Annotated in this window: 13 protein-coding genes; 7 read left to right on the plus strand and 6 right to left on the minus strand. The window is 59.8% G+C overall.

Features of this window, described 5'->3' with window-relative positions; translation table 11 throughout:
* The first annotated feature begins 7 nt into the window (after nucleotides 1-7).
* The 4 genes from ROI90_RS09850 to ROI90_RS09865 all read left to right on the plus strand — a co-directional run bounded on the left by ROI90_RS09850 (nucleotide 8) and on the right by ROI90_RS09865 (nucleotide 3994).
* Nucleotides 8-1018, plus strand: a complete 1011-nt coding sequence (locus ROI90_RS09850) for an amidohydrolase family protein (protein ID WP_315998174.1) — start codon at nucleotides 8-10, stop codon at nucleotides 1016-1018.
* Between the two features lie 245 nt (nucleotides 1019-1263).
* Nucleotides 1264-2547 carry a kynureninase gene (gene kynU, locus ROI90_RS09855; protein ID WP_315998175.1) on the plus strand — a complete coding sequence of 428 codons (1284 nt, stop codon included), beginning with the start codon at nucleotides 1264-1266 and terminating at the stop codon, nucleotides 2545-2547.
* Between the two features lie 112 nt (nucleotides 2548-2659).
* On the plus strand, nucleotides 2660-3319 hold the full coding sequence (locus ROI90_RS09860; protein ID WP_315998176.1) for a hypothetical protein: 660 nt from the start codon (nucleotides 2660-2662) through the stop codon (nucleotides 3317-3319).
* 12 nt (nucleotides 3320-3331) lie between these two features.
* Nucleotides 3332-3994 (plus strand): alpha-ketoglutarate-dependent dioxygenase AlkB family protein, encoded by a 663-nt coding sequence (locus ROI90_RS09865; RefSeq protein ID WP_315998177.1) that lies wholly within the window; start codon nucleotides 3332-3334, stop codon nucleotides 3992-3994.
* Between the two features lie 41 nt (nucleotides 3995-4035).
* On the opposite strand, the gene ROI90_RS09870 is transcribed toward ROI90_RS09865, so the two are convergent.
* Both ROI90_RS09870 and ROI90_RS09875 read right to left on the minus strand, forming a co-directional pair.
* The gene (locus ROI90_RS09870) at nucleotides 4036-4824 is read right to left on the minus strand and encodes a TonB-dependent receptor domain-containing protein (RefSeq protein WP_315998178.1); all 789 of its coding nucleotides are present in this window, start codon (nucleotides 4822-4824) and stop codon (nucleotides 4036-4038) included.
* On the minus strand, nucleotides 4784-6769 hold the full coding sequence (locus tag ROI90_RS09875; RefSeq protein WP_315998179.1) for a TonB-dependent receptor: 1986 nt from the start codon (nucleotides 6767-6769) through the stop codon (nucleotides 4784-4786). Before ROI90_RS09875 ends, ROI90_RS09870 begins: the two co-directional genes overlap by 41 nt.
* A 642-nt stretch (nucleotides 6770-7411) precedes the next feature.
* Between ROI90_RS09875 and ROI90_RS09880 the strand changes: the two genes are divergently transcribed.
* The gene (locus ROI90_RS09880; protein WP_315998180.1) at nucleotides 7412-8797 is read left to right on the plus strand and encodes an FAD-dependent oxidoreductase; all 1386 of its coding nucleotides are present in this window, start codon (nucleotides 7412-7414) and stop codon (nucleotides 8795-8797) included.
* 282 nt (nucleotides 8798-9079) lie between these two features.
* Nucleotides 9080-9811: a LytR/AlgR family response regulator transcription factor gene (locus ROI90_RS09885; RefSeq protein ID WP_315998181.1), complete on the plus strand. Its 732-nt coding sequence runs from the start codon at nucleotides 9080-9082 to the stop codon at nucleotides 9809-9811.
* 59 nt (nucleotides 9812-9870) lie between these two features.
* On the opposite strand, the gene ROI90_RS09890 is transcribed toward ROI90_RS09885, so the two are convergent.
* The 3 genes from ROI90_RS09890 to rpoN all read right to left on the minus strand — a co-directional run bounded on the left by ROI90_RS09890 (nucleotide 9871) and on the right by rpoN (nucleotide 15882).
* Complete coding sequence (locus tag ROI90_RS09890; protein WP_315998182.1) at nucleotides 9871-13491, minus strand: PAS domain S-box protein; 3621 nt, start codon at nucleotides 13489-13491, stop codon at nucleotides 9871-9873.
* A gap of 125 nt (nucleotides 13492-13616) precedes the next feature.
* The gene (locus tag ROI90_RS09895) at nucleotides 13617-14198 is read right to left on the minus strand and encodes a hypothetical protein (RefSeq protein WP_315998183.1); all 582 of its coding nucleotides are present in this window, start codon (nucleotides 14196-14198) and stop codon (nucleotides 13617-13619) included.
* Between the two features lie 97 nt (nucleotides 14199-14295).
* Nucleotides 14296-15882 carry an RNA polymerase factor sigma-54 gene (gene rpoN / locus ROI90_RS09900; protein ID WP_380229739.1) on the minus strand — a complete coding sequence of 529 codons (1587 nt, stop codon included), beginning with the start codon at nucleotides 15880-15882 and terminating at the stop codon, nucleotides 14296-14298.
* Between the two features lie 275 nt (nucleotides 15883-16157).
* Between rpoN and asnS the strand changes: the two genes are divergently transcribed.
* Nucleotides 16158-17561 (plus strand): asparagine--tRNA ligase, encoded by a 1404-nt coding sequence (asnS, locus tag ROI90_RS09905; protein WP_315998185.1) that lies wholly within the window; start codon nucleotides 16158-16160, stop codon nucleotides 17559-17561.
* A 577-nt stretch (nucleotides 17562-18138) separates the two neighbouring features.
* Here the strand turns inward: asnS and ROI90_RS09910 are convergent.
* The gene (locus ROI90_RS09910) at nucleotides 18139-18390 is read right to left on the minus strand and encodes a hypothetical protein (protein WP_044000633.1); all 252 of its coding nucleotides are present in this window, start codon (nucleotides 18388-18390) and stop codon (nucleotides 18139-18141) included.
* Nucleotides 18391-18412 lie beyond the last annotated feature (22 nt).

The following is an 18412-nucleotide window of genomic DNA, read 5'->3' on the forward strand; positions in this document are numbered from 1 at the left end:
CGTTCCTGTGCTTTCCATCGACATTCACACGCACATTCTGCCCGAGCGGTGGCCCGATTTGCGGGAGCGGTATGGCTACGGCGGGTTTATCCGGCTGGAACACCACCGGCCCTGCTGTGCCCGCATGCTGCAGGACGACAAGTTCTTCCGCGAAATTCAGGATAACTGCTGGGACCCCCAGGTGCGCCTGCGGGAGTACGACCAGTTTGGTGTGCAGGTGCAGGTGCTGAGTACGGTGCCCGTCATGTTCAGCTACTGGGCCAAACCGCTCGATACGCTCGACCTCAGCCAACTGCTCAACGACCACATTGCCGGCGTGGTGCAGCGCTACCCCGCGCGCTTCGTGGGGCTGGGCACCCTGCCCATGCAGGCCCCCGATCTGGCCATCCGGGAGCTGGAACGCTGCCGGAAAATCGGGCTGGCGGGTGTGCAGATTGGCTCCCACGTCAACGACTGGAACCTCAACGAGCCGGCGCTATTTCCAATATTTCAGGCGGCTGCGGAGCTGGGTATGTGCGTGTTTGTGCATCCCTGGGACATGATGGGCCAGCAGCAGATGCCCAATTACTGGCTGCCCTGGCTGGTGGGGATGCCCGCCGAAAGCAGCCGGGCCCTGTGCAGCCTCATTTTCGGGGGGGTGCTGGAGCGCCTGCCCACATTGCGGGTAGCTGTGGCCCACGGCGGCGGCTCCTTTGCCCACACCATTGGCCGCATTGAGCACGGCTGGCAGGTGCGCCCCGACCTCTGCGCCGTAGACAACCCCCGCAACCCCCGCGAGTACCTCGGCCGCTTCTGGGTAGATTCCCTGGTGCACGACCCACTGATGCTGGAGTACCTGGTGAAAACCCTGGGCGCCGACAAAATCACGCTCGGCACCGACTACCCGTTCCCGCTGGGCGAGCTGGAGCCCGGCCAGCTCATCCGCTCCATGCCCTGGGCCGACGACGTAAAGGCCCGGATGCTGGGCCAGAATGCCCTGGATTGGCTGGGCCTGCCGGCGGAGCGGTTTGCGCGGTGAGGTGGTGAAAGGTGAAATTGCGAAGTTGTGAAGTTGTGAAGGGGCAGCCTGTCAACCTGAGCTTGCGAAGGACTTTGCTGCGCCTGAACGAACCACTGTTACGGTAATCGGTGCCATGTGATAAGGTCCTTCGCAAGCTCAGGATGACAGGAACTTCCCTATCTACTTGGTCATGTCACAATTTCACCTTTCACAATTTCACCACTTCGCTCTTCACAACTTCACCGCCGGTATCTTTGCTTTCCATGACCTACCAGCCCACCCTTGAGTTTGCCCGCGGCCTTGATGCCCAGGATCCTTTGCGCGAGTTTCGCCAGCACTTTCTGATACCACCCGCGCCCAACGGGGCCGGGGAATGTCTGTATTTCTGTGGCAACTCCCTGGGTTTGCAGCCCCGCACGGCCCGCGCCGCCGCCGAGCAGCAGTTCACCAACTGGCAGAATTTAGCCGTGGAAGGCCATTTCAAAGGCGAAACACCCTGGATGCACTTCCACCAGCGCCTCACCGAGGCCTCGGCCCAGGTGGTGGGTGCCAAGCCGGTGGAGGTAGTGGTAATGAATAACCTGACCACCAACCTGCACCTGCTGCTCGTGTCCTTCTACCAGCCCACGGCCACCCGCTACAAGGTGCTGATGGAAGGCGGTGCTTTCCCCTCCGACCAGTACGCCCTGGAAACCCAGGTGCGCATGCGCGGTCTGGAGCCCGACGACGCCATTGTGGAGCTGACGCCCCGCCCCGGCGAGCATACCCTGCGCACCGAAGACATCCTGGCCAAAATTGCCGAACTCGGTGATTCGCTCTGCACCATCATCATGGGTGGCATCAACTACTACACCGGCCAGGTGTACGATATGGCCGCCATAACCGAGGCCGGCCACGCCGTGGGCGCTATGGTCGGGTTCGATCTGGCCCACGCCGCCGGCAATATTCCGCTGCACCTGCACGACTGGGACGTGGATTTTGCCTGCTGGTGCTCCTATAAGTATCTCAACTCCGGCCCCGGCGGGGTATCGGGCGTGTTTGTGCACGAGCGGTTTGCCGACCAGCCCGAGCTGCTGCGCCTGGCCGGCTGGTGGGGCTACGATGAAAAGGAGCGGTTTAAGATGCGCAAGGGCTTCCGGCCCATGCGCGGGGCCGCCGGCTGGCAGCTCTCCAACGGGGCCGTCCTGACGATGGCCGTGCACGAGGCCGCTTTGGCCGAGCACATGGCCGCCGGGGGCATGCCGGCTCTGCGCCGCAAAAGCGAGCTGCTGACGGGCTATCTGGAGTTCCTGATTCAGCGCCTGGGCCTGCCCAAAACCACCCTCGAAATCATCACCCCCTCGGACCCCGCCCAGCGCGGCTGCCAGCTGTCGTTGCTGGTTCACCAGGGCGGGCGCGACCTGTTTGAGCATCTGATGGCCGTGGGCGTTATCGGCGACTGGCGGGAGCCCAACGTGATTCGGTTGGCCCCCGTACCGCTCTACAATACCTTCGAGGACGTGTACCACGTGGGTGAAGTGCTGGCCGAGTGGGCTGCCCGCCAGTAACACTGGTGTAAAATACGGGGGTTGAGCCACTTTCCGGCACCGGAAGTTGTTTCTTCGTATATCCCTGCGGCCCCGGCCGCTTCTCATTGCTGACTTTCTTTTCTTGACGATAATGGCCGAAGAATACGCGGACAAAATGAGCCGCAAAACCGACGCCGAGCTGCGCGACTACGTGGCTAACCGGTTTCAATACCGGGAAGACGCCGTGCTGGCGGCCATTCAGGAGGCCGAGCGCCGCCAGCTGGCTTTGCCCGACTTGGATGTAGCTCAGTTGCGCCAGGAGTTATCGGCGGTGATAACCCAGCAGCAGGCCACGCGCCAGCAGCTGGAGGCCGAGCAGGCTCAGGCCGAAACCGAAGTGCCCGAGGCTGGGCCGCTACTGTATTCGCCCACGGCCATCACCGTGTTTTCGCTGTGCGTGTCGCCGGTGGTGGGAGCGGTATTGTTGGCCATCAACCTGCGCCGTTTGCAGCGGGTGGGGGCTACCGGACGGCTGGTGCTGTTCGTGCTGGCCTACCTGGCGGTGCGCCTGGCGCTGGTGGCCTCCGGGCAGATGGTGCTGGCCCTGATTGCCGAGGTGGGGGCGGTACTGGCCTATTCGCTCTGGTTTTGGCCCCGCTACATTCGGGTTAGTCAGTTCCAGAGTCGTAACTGGGCCGTGCTGTTCCTGGTGTGCGTGGCCGTGAGCTTAGCCTGGGGCCTGCTCATCGTGCAAAATAACCCGCAGGTGCAGCAGATGATTGAGCAGATGCGCACCGCCACCACCAAGTAATCCGGCTGGTCCGTGTCGCTGAAACCGCTCCATTTGCCCGCCGCCGAGCTGTGGCTGGACCCGGAGTTTCTGCCGTTGCCGGCGGCTGAAACGCTGCTGGCTTTGCTCACGGAAGTCGTGCCCTGGCAGCAGCAGCCCATCCGGCTATTCGGGCGCGAGGTGCTGCAGCCCCGGCTCACGGCCTGGTACGGCGACGCCGGAGCCACCTACTCTTACTCTGGGCTGCATCTGGAGCCTTTGCCCTGGCTGCCGGCCTTGGCGCAGGTTCGCCAACGGGTGGAGCAAGCCACGGGCTGCCGGTTCAACAGTGTGCTGCTGAACCTCTACCGTTCCGACCAAGACAGTATGGGCTACCACGCCGACGATGAGCCGGAGCTAGGTCCTGAGCCCACTATTGCCTCCCTCACGCTGGGAGCCACCCGTACCTTCCGGCTCAAGCCCCGGCCGGCAGCCTTTCCCGGCGCTGCCCCGCTGCCCGCGCCGCTGAGTATACCGCTTACCTCGGGCAGCCTGCTGGTAATGCGCGGACTCACCCAGCAGAACTGGCTGCACGCCCTGCCCAAAACCACCCGTCCCGTCGGCCCCCGTATCAACCTCACCTTCCGGCGAGTGTCGCCTGCCAAACAGAAGCAGGCGTTTGCCATCCACCAAAAAGCCCCCGCTACGAAACCGTAACGGGGGCCTTTTCATACACACTAAGCACTAAGCACTAAGCACTACATATCAAACCGCAGGCCCAGGTAGCCGAGGCGGCCGATTTGCGGGCCGCCGAATACCTGAATGTTGTTGGTGTTGAAGGCGTTGGAAATACCAGCTTGGAAGGTGGTGCCAAATTTCGGGACGGTATAGCCCAGGTAGGCATCCGTGGTGCTGTAGTCCCGGATAGTGCCGGTGGCGAAGGGCATTTCCTGCAGGTGGCCCTGTACCCAGCGGTAGTTCACGGTGTAGCTGAAATTGCCGGCCTGCCCGTTGGCGCCCACGTTGTACTTGTGCTTGGGCGCGTTAAAGAACGTTTGGAAGCCTTCGGGCAGGTTGCTGCGGTCCAGCACGTTCAGGGAGTAGTTGCCGGTGATGTTCAGGGCCTTGCGGAAGTAGTACGTCAGGCCGGCCGTAACGCCCTGGGTTTTCACCTGCTCGGCGTTGTTATAGTAGGCGTACAGTACCCGGGTCGGCTTGCTCTGGTCAGTGTAGGCGGTGGAGTAGCCGGCAGCCAGCTGCTGGGGCGTGGGCCGTGAGCCGTCGGTGTTACCCACGAACGTCTGGGCCCCAATGAAGCCGTCGTAGGCGCTGCGGAAGTAGCTTACGTCGGCGTACACGTTGGGCAGAATGGCGCCTTTGTAGCCGATTTCCGCTGTGTTCACGCGCTCCAGCTTCAGGGGGGCAGCGTTGTACTCGTAGGGTTGCAGCACGGCCGGGTTGGTTTGGGCGGCGGCCAGCAGCTGGGGCGAGTTAAACAAGCTCAGGTTATAGCCCTGGAAGCCGTTGCCGATGTTGCCAATCAGCACGCCCGTCCGGATGTCGTTGTAGAAGTACTGCTCGGTCTGGGAAGGCGCGGCCGTAGCTGGCCCGGAAGTTATGCTCCCGCTTGCTGCCCGCCGAGTATACCACCGAAGCCCGGGGTGAGAAAGCAGGGTCAAAGTTCTTGAAGCCGTCGAGGCGGCCGGCCAGAGCCAGCTTCAGGCGCTCATCCAGCAGTTTCTTGGTCACCTGCGCGTAGCCGCCCAGCTCGTGGTTCTGAATCCGGTCGTCCACGTCGGAGAACAGGTTGCCATTGGACCCCAGGCGGAATTTGCGGTAGGCGGCGCCCACAATCAGGTCGGCGGTTTCGCCCAGCTTGAAGTTGTACTGCGCGTTGCCTTCGTTCAGTAAAGAGCTGGGATTGAGGCGCGCGCCCCGGCCCGGCGTGGCATCGGCAATAATGGTGCTGCGCAGCGTCTGGAACGTGGCGCTGCCGGGGTCAAGCTGCAGGCGGTTGGCGGCCGTTTGGGCCTGCTGCTGTGCTTCCTCCACGCTGGCGTTGCGGTTGCGGGCCGCCGTGTAGGCATTATTGTAGGTAAAAAAGTACTCCTGCGCATACGTCCGGCCCGGAATACCCAGCGCATTGGTGGCATCCACCGTGTTCTGAATGAAGGAGCCCAGGAAGTTCAAATCGTACGAGTTCTGCCCGAAATCCTGGACTGACTGGCCGCGCAAAAACCACCGCTCTCCTTTAATCTCGCCGTGGTATTGGTTCGTGCCGAAATCCTTGAAGCGGTAGCGGCTGGAGCTCTGGTAGCTGGCCGTGCCCCGGTTGTAGCTGGCACCCACCGTCAGCTTAATAGAGCTGGTGAGCAGGTAGGAAAGAGAGGGATGAATTTTCAGCGACTTAGCTTTATTGTCATCCGCCACCAGGGTTCTCTCATCAAAGCCAGGCATAAACACGGTTTTGCCGTACAGTTCCGGGTTCACGGTAAACAAGCCCGGAATATTTTGCTGGGGGCCGTAGGTACTGGCCACGTCGCCGTAGCGGTTCACGGCATCGTAGCCCAGCGGGGAGCCCTGCGCATTGTTGCGTCGCTCTACTTGGGTGCTGGTGGCCGAGTAGTTACTGGCCAGCCAGTCGTTAGCCGTTAAATATGCTCCGGTAACCTTGAAGGCAAACTTCTCCCCGATTTTCTTGGCGTAGCGCACCTGCCCGTCAAAGAAGCTCCGCTCCCCGCCGCGTACACGCAGGGTCAGGCCCTCGCTCACGAAAGCATCTTTGGAGTTCTGCAGCAGCACCCCGTTGAAGGCATTGGCGCCGTACAGGGCCGAAGCCGGACCGTGAATAATCTCAATGCTTTCAATATCCAGCTCGGGCAGGCCCGTCAGGTTGCCGGCATTCACGTTCAGGCTCGGCGACTGAGTGTCAAAATAATCCGTCAGCTGAATCAGGCGCTCTGATTTGGCCGAGTTGAAGCCCCGGGTACTGAGCGAGTTCATCAGCATGCTGGTGCTGTTCACGTCAATGGCCTTGAACTGGTTGAGGCCCACCTGCACATCGGGCGGGGGCAGGCGCAGCACCTGCTGGGAGGTGATTTTTTCTACCGTTACCGGTGCCTGCAAAATACCTTCCTCCACGCGCGAGGCCGAGGCAATTACCTCCGTCGTCTGCGTGGGGTTGATTTTGAGCTGCACCTTCACGGCGTTGTCAGGCTGGCTCAAGGTCACGTCGCGGCTTTCATAACCCACAAATGATACCGACAGTACCACTGGTCCTTCGCTGAAATCAGCCCGCAGGCCAAACTTGCCGTCCCGGTCGGTGCTGGTGCCAATGAAGGTGCCCCGAATGAAAATAGTAGCTCCGGGCATGGGCTCACCGGCCTCCGTCTGTACCATGCCAGCTACGGCGCTTAAGTCCTGCGCCAGACCCGCTAAAGCGCAGCCAAACAACAGCAGGAAAAGAAATAGAAAACGGTAGTGTTTTCTCATACTGGAAAAATTCTAAAAATGACTATGCGTATCCCTTCGTCAGAAAGGGGTACAAATATATGGTATGTATGCCTAACAAATTACTGACAATCATTGCATTGTGCACGTTGTCAAATTGAATTAAAACGGGTATAGCCAGCTAAAGCGGCGCATAGGCCGCTGACAGCTCACCAGTGACTTTAGTACCGAATATTCTCCGGACCATACAGATAGAGACAGTTTTCGTCTCCTAATAGGTAGTCGGCGTACCGATAACCGCCGCTGATAGCCCGGCGAGCAGGCACAACTGCCCATAAACAAGCATCTGCCGGATCAAGGTGCTTATTGGATAGAAGGGAGACGTCGTTTAGGCGTGAGTTGCGGGCGCTAGGGGCGTCATGGCGCCGGTGACGGCCGTTTGGACGGCTGGAATAGACAAGTTGAATAGCGGGAGTAAGGTGCATAACAAATAAGGATTAGCGAAATACAATCACTTAATAATACAAAGCTACACTAGTACTAAGAGCCTGGAAAACGGCTTCCGGCCAACTAGCCCACTTGCCGGGTTCAACGCACGGTTTTGCTCGATCAACTGATGCCAACAGAAACGGTTACTTTCGCTGCTTCACCCTGCCTATACCAACCGCACTACGCCTACATGCCATGACCGATACCCCAAGCAGCATATCCTCTGTAGAAAATACAGGCAACCTGACAGTTATGGGTGGGGGCCTGGTTGGCTGCCTGTTGTCTTTGTACCTGGCGAGGCATGGGCACCAAGTGGAGTTGTTTGAGCGCCGCCCCGATATCCGGGGTGCCGGGCCAGTAGAGGGGCGCTCCATCAATCTGGCCCTGTCGGATAGGGGGTGGCGGGCCCTGGAAGGCGTAGGCATTGCTGAGGCGGTACGGGAGGTGGCTATTGCCATGCACGGCCGCATGATGCACGACACCCAGGGTGGGCTTACATTTCAACCCTATGGCCAAGCCGGGCAGTCCATCTACTCCGTTTCTCGGGCGGGCCTGAACCGCCGCATGCTGGACCTGGTGGAGCAGGAACCTGGTATTACGGTGCGTTTTAACCAGCAATGCCGCCGCGTTGACTTAAAGCGCCAGGAGCTGGAAATGCTGGATACGGAAACGCAGCAGGAGCGGGTAGTACCCTACCAGCGCCTGTTCGGGGTGGATGGAGCCTACTCGGCGGTACGCAGTGCCCTGCAGCGGACTGACCGGTTCAACTACTCTCAGGAATACCTGAACTACGGCTACAAGGAGCTGACCATTGAAGCGGCAGCTGGCGGGCAGTGGGCAATTGAAAGAAACGCCCTGCACATCTGGCCCCGGGGCCAGTACATGATGATTGCCCTGCCTAACCTCGACGGCTCGTTTAACTGCACGTTGTTCTTCCCCTACGAAGGCCCCGATTCCTTTGCCACGCTGCAGACCCCGGCACAAGTAACCGAGTTTTTTGGCCGGGTTTTTCCGGATGCGCTGCCATTGATGCCTCAGCTGGAAACTGAGTTTTTTGAGAATCCTACGGCGTCTCTGGTAACCATCCGGTGCTTTCCCTGGGCTGAGCAGGACCACGTGCTGTTACTCGGCGACGCTGCCCACGCCATTGTGCCGTTTTATGGGCAGGGTATGAACGCCGGCTTCGAGGACTGCACTATTCTTAACGAGCTGCTGCACCAGCACGGCCACGACTGGGGGCGCATCTTTCAGGAGTTTGAGGCCCTGCGCAAACCCAACACCGATGCTATGGCCGATTTGGCGGTGTACAACTTCCAGGAAATGCGCGACCGGGTGGCCGACCCCCGGTTTTTGCTGCAGAAAAAGATAGAAAGTAAAATATCGGCCCAGTACCCCGAGAAGTGGCTGCCGCTGTACTCCCAGGTTACGTTTTCGAGCCTGCCTTACGCCGAGGCTTGGGCCAACGGGCAAGCGCAGGAACGCATTATGCAGCGCCTGATGCCACACATTCAGCAGGAAGAGGATTACCAGCGGCCTGAGGTGCAGCAACTACTGGCCCAGGAAATGGCGCATCGGTCTTAAGGCCTGGGCCAGAAGCTTTTCCCAAGAAGGAAACCGGTGAGATGGCCGGTTTCGAAACCGGAAGGTGGCCGTATTCCGAGACGAAGGAGCCAGTTAGCAGTTCTCAAAGCGGGAATAACCGTTGGTTACTTGCTGAACGGCTTGGTTGGCAAAGCTCCGGCCCCTAGCTTAGCTACCCGATAAACGCTATATTTTCTCCCTCAGACGCCCCATGTTGGGCGATGAAACTTTGTTTCGAGTAGAGAATCAGTAGGTTACACCCGATACTCCTTCCCCGCCCTTATGTCCGCCCCTGTTCTGACCTGCGCTATCATCGATGATGAAGAAATCAACCGGCTGACGCTGGAGCACTATATTTCCCTGACGGACTCCCTGCAACTGGTTGTGTCCATGGACGATGCGCTCCAGGGGCTAAACTACTTCCGGGCCGGCAACAAAGTGGATGTGTTATTTCTGGATGTGCAGATGCCTCAGCTGAACGGCCTGGACCTGCTGCGCGTACTGCCAGACCCGCCCATTGTGGTATTGACCACGGCCCACGAGGATTTCGCCGTGGATGCCTTTGACCTGCGCGTGACGGACTACCTGGTAAAGCCCTTCGACTACGCCCGCTTCAGCCGGGCGGTGCAGCGGGCCTTGCAGCAGCACGCCACGCCGTCCGCCGCCCCGGCGGCCCCCGCCGCACCCACTAGCCCTCCCGACCACGACCTGTTCGTGAAGGTGAACAACAAAATGGTGCGCATCAACTTTGATGAGGTACTCTACATTGAAGCCCTGTCGGATTACGTTATCATCGTAACGGACCGGCAGAAGTACATCGTCTACACCACCATGAAGGCGCTGGATGCCCGCCTGCCCTTCGACCATTTCGTGCGTGTGCACCGCTCCTACATTCTGAACATGCGTCGCATTGAGGCCATTGAGGATGGGGCCGCCGTAGTGCCCGGCGGGCAGCATGTACCCATCGGAAAATCGTACCAGGAAGCCTTTTTCCGGAAGCTCAACCGCATCTAAGTTCTGCTTCCTCCACTGATAAGCATCGGCCCCGCTGGTAGTTCCAGCGGGGCCGATGCTTATTCTACGGTAGCTACAGTGAGCTGCTCCACGGCCGTGTTCAGAAGGCTGATGAGTTGGGTGGCCGCCGTTGCCAGCTCCGTTTGGGTGGCCGTGACCGGGCCGGTAGCCGGGCGGGAGAAAGGCTCCAGCAGGGCTACTGGTGCATACGTGGCCTCCATGCCAAGCAGCTGCAAGGAGGGCCGCAGCTTATGGGCCAGGCTGCCTACGGTAAGCCAGTCGGCGGCGGCGGTGGCCTCCTGCAGTTGAGCTACCGTTATGGGCGTATGGGTAAGAAAGGAGTTGACTACTTTCTGCATAAACACGGTGCTGCCCCGGGCCGTGTCGCGGAGGCGGCTGAAGTTATACAGAGGGGGGGCAGCAGAAGCCGGCGGGACTACAGGAACGGCGGAAGAAACTGGCTCGGCAGTGACTGGCGGCGTAGGCAGAGCGTGGAGAGGGGGACCTAATTCGGCTACCGGGGTGGGGCGCAGGTTGGCAGTTAGCTTGCGGTACAGGTCATCCTCCTCAAAGGGCTTGGAAAGATAATCGAGGCCGGCCGCCAGGTAGAGCTCATTGTCGGAGCGCATTACGTTGGCCGTGAGGGCAATAACCGGGGTGCTGGCCCGTAGTGGGTCAGGGTGCTGGCGCAGGCGGCGGGCCACGTCCAGGCCACTCATTCCGGGCATCTGGATATCCATAAGCACCACGTCGTAGAGGCGGGCTTCCAGCTGGGCCAGGGCCTCGTGACCATCCGAGGCTATGTGCGTTTCCACGTCCCAGCTTTCCAGAATAAGCATGGCCAGTTGCTGATTTACCGGGTGGTCTTCTACCAGCAGCACCCGCTTGCCGCGCAAAGCATCGTAGCTCAGGGGAGCCAGGACGGGAGCCGTGGGCAGGTTGAGGGGGCCTTTGGGCAGGCGCAGGGTAAAGAAGAACGTACTGCCTTCCCCCTCCTGACTCTCTACCCACATGCGCCCGCCCAGTTGCTGCACCAGGCGGCGGCTGATAGTGAGACCCAGGCCGGTACCCCCAAAGCGCCTCGACGTATCGGCGTAGGCCTGGGTGAAGCTGTCGAAAATGGTTTCCTGCTTGTCGGTTGAAATGCCAATGCCAGTGTCCCGGACGCAGAACTCCAGCTCCAGTTCCGTGGCTGTATCGTGCAGCAGGCGCCCACCCAGCTCTACATGGCCCTGGTCGGTGAACTTAATGGCGTTGCTGAGCAGGTTGAGCAAAATCTGGTTGAGGCGGCCCGGGTCGCCGATAACCACCGGGTGAGGTAGCTGCAAGGGCCGGATGCGTAACTCGATGCCCTTCTCCTCGGCCCGGTAGCCCAGGCTCTGCACACCATCCTTGATTGACTGGCAGATATCGAAAGCAACCTGCTCCATTTCCAGCTTGCCGGCCTCAATTTTAGCCACATCCAGCACATCGTTGATAACGGTGAGCAGATGGCGGCCCGAGTTGCGCAGTATGCGCAAATGCTCCTGTTGAGCTTCGTTGAGTGGGGTTTTGGCCAGCAGGCCGGCCATGCCCAGGATGCCGTTGATGGGCGTGCGGATTTCATGGCTCATGTTGGCCAGGAAGTTTTCCTTGGCCCGGGCCGTGTTTTCGGCCTGCTCCTTGGCCCGTACCAACTCCTGCTCGGCCAGAATCCGCTCGGTAATTTCCTGGCCGTAGGCAATAACGTAAGGCACCTCGTCGGGCTCCTCCACGCGGTAGTTATGGTACATAAGATGGTGGGGCCGTCCGTCGGGGCTGCGTAGCGTTAGTAGGCCGGTGAGCTCCTGCTGCTCGTGGGCCCGCTGCAGGTACTGCTCCAGCTCACTTTGCAGCTCGGGGGAGAGTACCTGCCGCAGGTTGCAGCCCAGTAGCAGCTCCGGGGCCACGCCTACCAGCTGGGCCGCCGCCGGGTTCACGGAGAGTAGCGTGCCGTTCAGGTCGTGCGTGCAGATCAGAGCCTGGGAATAGTGCATCAGGTCGCGGTACTGCTTGGCGTTGCTTTCCAGGGCCTGGCGGGCGCGCCGCATTTCCGTAATGTCGGTACTGATGCCCAGCACGTTCACGGAACCGTCGGCGCGGTGCAGGGGGCGCTTCACGGTTTGCAGCCACATGGTAGTGCCGTCGCGCAGGGTGTAGGTGGTTTCCTGCACCAGTTCCTGGTCGGTAGCCAGCACCTGCGCATCGGTGGTGATGAACGCCCGGGCCTCCGCTGCCACCGGGTTGGTGAAATCGTCCACGTTTACCTCGCGGTGGCTGCTTTGCGTTACCAGCTCATCAAATGCCCGGTTGCTGAACAGCACGTTGCCGCGGCCGTCCGTTACCCAGATATAGCTGGGCGTGGTATCCACTACCAGGCGTACAAACTCCTGATTTTCCTGGAGTACGGCCTCGTTCTTGCGCAAGCGCTCCACGGCCGCATGCCGCTCCGTAATGTCAATGCCGTAGCCAATAACCATGCGCACCTCATCCTGGGTACCGAAGACTGCCTGCATATGGCGCAACGCCAGGCGGGGGCCTTCGGGGTGCACAAGGGTTTCTTCCCAGGCTACCATGGTGCGCTGCTGCACGGCTTGGTTGAACAGGGCCCGGCGCGCCTCCGCCTGAGCCAGGGGGCGGCCGTGGTGCGTGGCGTACTCAAAGTCGTCGTGGCCGATAATCCACTGGCGCAGTTCGGCGTCGCGGATGGCGGCCGGGTTCACGAACCGGTAGCGGTGCTCGGCATCAAACACTACTACGTCGGCGGGAAGCTGGTTGAGCACCGTTTCGTAGAACTCCTGCTGCTCCACCAGTCGGCTTTCAGCATCTTTGAGCGGCGTAATATCCGTGAAGTACAGGTTCACGTACTGGTCGTCCACGAAGGGGGCAATGGCCACTTGGTAGCACTGCCCCCAAAACCACATTTCCCGTCGCGTCAGTTGCTCACCGTTGGCCAGCGCATCGAGGGCCGCCTGGTATACTTGCTTGGGTAATTCGGGCTCCAGCTCAGGAGCGAGGTATTCCCGCCGGAGCTGCTCGGCGGCGGGGTTGCTGTACATAAGGCGGCCATTAGCGTGCAGGCGCAGCACCGGGTTGGGGTTCTGCCCCGGAATCCGGGATAGGGAGTGCATGTACTGCTCGGCGCGGCGGGCCTGCGTCACATCCCGAAACGACAGCATATAGCCCGCTGCTACCAGCTCGTTGGGCCCGCTAAGCGGAATAAAGTCCAGCTCCAGCACCGTGTTATCGGCCAGTTCCAACTCCTCGCCCAGCACCCGCTCATTCGCCAGGCGCATTCCGGCCAGGCATTGCCGCGTGTGCTCAGGCTTGGCCGATTGGGTTATCAGCGCCTCCAGAATGGGCTGTGCCGGCTGCTCCTTACCGCCCAGGGCGGGTACGTCTTCAATTCCTACCAGGTCGCAGAACTCCTGGTTGAGTAGGGCCACCATGCCCGTTTGATGCGCTACCAGCACGCCTACCCGCAGGTTTTGGGTAAGGCGCGTAATACTATCGGTGAGGCGGCTGATGGTGCGCTGGGAGGTGGCCAGCTGGCGGCGCACCACCTGCACCTGCTGCTCAGCGGCCTGGCGCGCCTGGCGTTCCTGGGCCAGTTGCGCAATCAAGGTTTCCAGAGTGGGGGCGGAGTCGGAGGGCAAGGACATACGGCAACAGCAAAATCGGCGGAGAGGCCAGGAAGCAGAAACGCCAGCAGCAGCCCAGGGCAGCAGTACTGACGGAGTGCGGTGTAGCCCAAGAAAGGTACGCAACGATTCGGGCTACCCCAACCTTAGTAGCTGGCTGCCGCCAGGGCTACGCTCAGGCCCAGCGCCAGGCCCGCCCATACTTGGGCCGGCGTATGGGCCCGCAACTCCAGCCGCGCCCAGCCCACAGCCGCCGCCAGCCCCGCCACTGCCAGCACCCCGCCCAGGCCGGGGCGGCCGAACTGTAGCTGCAACGCCAGCAGCAGCCCGGCCGCTCCGCCCATGCCCACGCCGTGCGCCGATATTTTCCAGCGCAGCGTAATCAGGAAGGTGAGCAATACGGCCACTGCCATACCCGCCAGTCCCACCACCAAGGCTGGTGCTACGCCCTGCCAGTGCAGCCACCCCGCCCCGGCCCCAAAGCTTAGGGCTGCCAGTCCCAGGGGCCAGGCCCGCTGCTGCCGCTGGGGCATTTCCAGGGAGTCGATGCGGCCCAGACGGAGCAGAAGCAGGGCCGCGCCCGTGGGTAGCACAAAGGTGAACAGCACCACCGTCCAGAGGCGGCCCTTACCCGCCGCCTGCTGCATTTCCAGCAGCCCAGCCAAGTAGGAGGGTACCAGTAGCGGATGAAATACGGCGGATAGCAGGGTGGCGAGGCGCTTTTTCAAACGGACGGCTAATGCGTGAAACCAGGTAGCAAACAAAGAACGTCATGCCGCGCGTACCGCAGCATGACGTTCTGGTTTTTTTCTGGTCGGGTACCGGCTACAGCTCCTTGCGCAGGCGGGCCACCGGGATGTTGAGCTGCTCCCGGTACTTGGCCACGGTGCGGCGGGCAATGTTGTAGCCCCGGGCGTTCAGCATCTTTTCCAGCTTGTCGTCGCTGAGGGGGCGGTTTTTCTGCTCGCCCTCAATGATTTCCTTTAGAATATGCTTCACCTCCCGGCTGGAAGCGTCCTCGCCCGAGTCGGTGGCAATACCCTCGGAGAAGAAGTATTTGAGCGGATAGATACCAAACTCCGTCTGTACGGCCTTGGAGTTGGCCACCCGGCTCACGGTGCTGATGTCCATGCCAATTTCCTGGGCAATATCCTTCAGAATCATAGGCCGCAGCTTGCTCTCGTCGCCCTCGGCAAAGAACTCCCGCTGGTAGCGCACAATGGCATCCATAGTGCGCAGCAGGGTGTTTTGGCGCTGACGGATGGCATCAATAAACCACTTGGCCGAGTCCAGCTTTTGCTTCACGAAGGTCACGGCTTCCTTCATTTTCTTGTCCTTCTTCGAGGCCTTGTCGTAGGCCTGGAACATCTCGGTGTAGGCCGGCGACACGCGCAAATCGGGGGCGTTGCGGGTGTTGAGGGTGAGGTTGAACTGCCCGTTGTCGTGGGTCAGCAGGAAGTCGGGAATGATATACTGCACCTTGCCCATACCCACCGGGCCAGTGCCGCCGGGCTTGGGGTTGAGCTTGAGAATCAGGGCAATGGCGTCCTTCAGCTCATCATCTTCCAGGTCCAGCTTTTGCTGAATACGCTGGTAGTGCTTCTTGGTAAACTCGTCAAAAGTTTCGTTCAGAATCTGCTCGGCGTGCTCGGTGGCCTCGTCCTGGGGGCGGCGCTCCAGCTGCAGCAACAGGCACTCCTGCAAATCCCGCGCGCCAATACCGGCTGGGTCGAAGGTTTGAATAACGTGCAGCACACTTTCAATTTCGGGCACGGTGGCCTCTATGTTCTGCGAAAACGCCAGGTCGTTGGCAATGGCCGACAGGTCGCGGCGAATGTACCCGTCGCCGTCAATGGAGCCGATAAGCTGGCGGCCAATGGCCTCCTGTTGCTCATCAAGGCTGGCAAAGCCCAGCTGGTCGAGCAGGTTGTCGACCAACGAGCCGCTGGTATCGGCCAGGGGCATTTCCCGGTCGTCCTCGTCCTCGCCGGGGCCGTCGCCCTGCATCTTGTAGCCCGCTATTTCGTCGTCGTGCAGGTAGTCGCTCAAATCCAGGTCATCGGCCGATTCCGACTCCTTGATTTCGGCGGGCTCTTCTTTGGCGCTGAGGTCTAGCTCGGGCTGTTCATCGGCCGGGCCACTGTCGAAATCTTCGTCCAGCGTGTTGTCAGGATTGTCAAATTCCGCATCGGGGTCGTCGAAATCGTCCTCCGCATCGTCGGAGTCGTCGCGCTCCTGCTCCTCAAACTCCTCTTCTTGGTCGTCGCCTTCCTCCAGGGCCGGGTTAGCCTCCAGCTCCTCCTTGATGCGCGCCTCCAGCTCCACCGTCGGAATCTGCAGGAGCTTAATGAATTGAATCTGTTGGGGGCTCAGCTTCTGCGAGAGAAGCTGTTTCATGTCCAGTCGTTGCATACTCTAAAAACGCGTACGCCCCGCCGGTAAGGAAAACGGGGTGGTTAGGCCAAATATAGCCCTTTCTGTACTTGGGTTTGAGGGAAAAAGTTGGGTGTAGCTGTCATCCTGAGCTTACGAAGGACCTTACAACGTTAGCACGACCATTGCAGCAGGGCTTTGTGCTGACGCTATAAGGTCCTTCGCAAGCTCAGGATGACAAGAGTTGCGGAATCCGCCTACCAAATCTTCTACCTTTGCGGCCAATACATTCTTTAGCAGAACCGATTTTCCCCATGTCCGACCTCCGTAGAACCAGCGTGCAGGAGTTACTCCGCAGCACCGACCTGGACCGTGAAGTGCTGGTAAAAGGCTGGGTACGCACCCGCCGCGGCAACAAATACGTGCAGTTTATTGCCGTGAATGACGGCTCCGGCTTCAATTCCATTCAGGTAGTGGCCAACGCCGAGCAGTTTCCGGAGGAGAAGCTGAAAGCCGATGGTGTGGAAAACGGCGCAGCCATTGCCGTGCGCGGTAAGCTGGTAGCATCCCAGGGCAAAGGCCAGTCAGTAGAGATTCAGGCGGAGGAAATTACCGTGTACGGCTCCGCCGACCCCACCATGTATCCGTTGCAGAAGAAAGGACATTCCCTGGAATTCCTGCGCGAAATTGCCCACCTACGCCCCCGTACCAACACGTTTGGCGCGGTGCTGCGCATCCGGCACGCCATGTCGTTTGCGGTGCACAAGTATTTCAACGACAACGGTTACTTCTACATCCACACGCCCATCATCACCGGCTCCGATGCCGAGGGTGCCGGCCAGATGTTCCGCGTTACCACCCTCTCCGACACCAAGCCGCCCCTAAACGAGGCCGGCGCGGTGGATTACAGCCAGGATTTCTTCGGCAAAGCCACCAACCTCACCGTATCGGGCCAGCTCGAAGGCGAGGTGGCGGCAATGGCGCTGGGCAAGGTGTACACCTTCGGCCCCACGTTCCGGGCCGAGAACAGCAACACGGCCCGTCACTTGGCCGAGTTCTGGATGATTGAGCCGGAAGTGGCCTTCTTCGACCTGCAGGACAACATGGACCTGGCCGAGGACTTCCTCAAGAGCCTGGTGCGCTACGCCCTGGAGCACTGCCCCGATGACCTGCAGTTCCTCAACGACCAGTATGACAAGGAGCTGCTCAGCCGCCTGAAGTTTGTAGTAGAAAATGACTTCAAGCGCCTCACCTACACCGAGGCCGTAGAAATTCTGAAAACTGCCAAGCAGAAGTTCGAATTCCCGGTGGATTGGGGCACTGATTTGCAGTCGGAGCACGAGCGGTACCTGGTGGAGAAGCACTTCAAGAAGCCGGTTATCCTCACCAACTACCCCAAGGATATCAAGGCCTTCTACATGAAGCTGGACGAGGACGGCCGCACCGTACGCGCCATGGACGTGCTGTTCCCCGGCATCGGCGAAATCATCGGTGGCTCTCAGCGCGAGGACGACCTGCAGAAGCTGCAGCGGCGCATGCAGGAAATGCACGTGCCCGAGGAAGACCTCTGGTGGTACCTCGATACCCGCCGCTTCGGCTCGGCCCCGCACGCTGGCTTCGGCCTGGGCTTCGAGCGCCTCATCCTGTTCATCACCGGCATGGCCAACATCCGCGACGTGATTCCCTTCCCCCGCTTCCCCAAGTCGGCGGAGTTTTAGGCTCACGGATTTCGTGGACGTTTTAACGGCCGCCTCACGCAAGTGGGGCGGCCGTTAATATTTTATAAAACTGCCAACCAAAATTTCTCATAGAAAGTGAGGAATGTATTGGCTTTTGTGCGAGAACACACACTAGTAGTTAAGTGCTTGCCAACTTTTGTATACTCTATTCGAAAGTCATTCGGCCTTCTGTCTGTGTACCAACTGTATATCAGGTATGATTGATCGGTCAAGAAATTACTGCCGCAATCTGCTCCTCCTGCGCTGGTTATTATGGATACAGTATCTGCTCGTGTTTGGCCCTTATATAGTTTATCAACTCTGAATATAAAACGTGTAAGTCTGGCTGAACGAGTGAAAACCTCTGTCTTCGACGTAGTGAGAGTATCATTATATATGACAGTATGGCTCCTAATAAGTGTGCCAGTGAAAATAACTGCGGCATGATGACGACTTTTCAAAATGCCGGCTCTTCCGCATGAGCAAGCCCAACTATAGCTTGGTAGGATTAGTAGCAACAACAATGTAAAGCGGGGCATCAGATAGAGAATTAATGATCCGCCAAAGAACCATATTCTCAGCAGTAATTCCGCAGCTCCTTGTCATCCAAAGCCAGCAGGTTATCCAGGCGGAGTTCGAAGCCATCCTGTAGGCGCAGGTATTCCACTTTGTCGCGGATGTAGAGGTCCTGGATAATGCCGTGGTAGGTGCTGGGCGGGGTGTCGGGCTCGGTGCGGTAGGTGAGGGTGCAGGGCTGGCCAGTGGTGGCGTGTGCCTCCAACTCGTCGTAGAACGAGCAGCTGATGGGTTTGTAGGGTGCGGTTGCCATGAGTGGGGAAGGAAAACGTACC

This window comes from Hymenobacter endophyticus, from assembly GCF_032464715.1.
GTDB classification, from domain to species: domain Bacteria; phylum Bacteroidota; class Bacteroidia; order Cytophagales; family Hymenobacteraceae; genus Hymenobacter; species Hymenobacter endophyticus.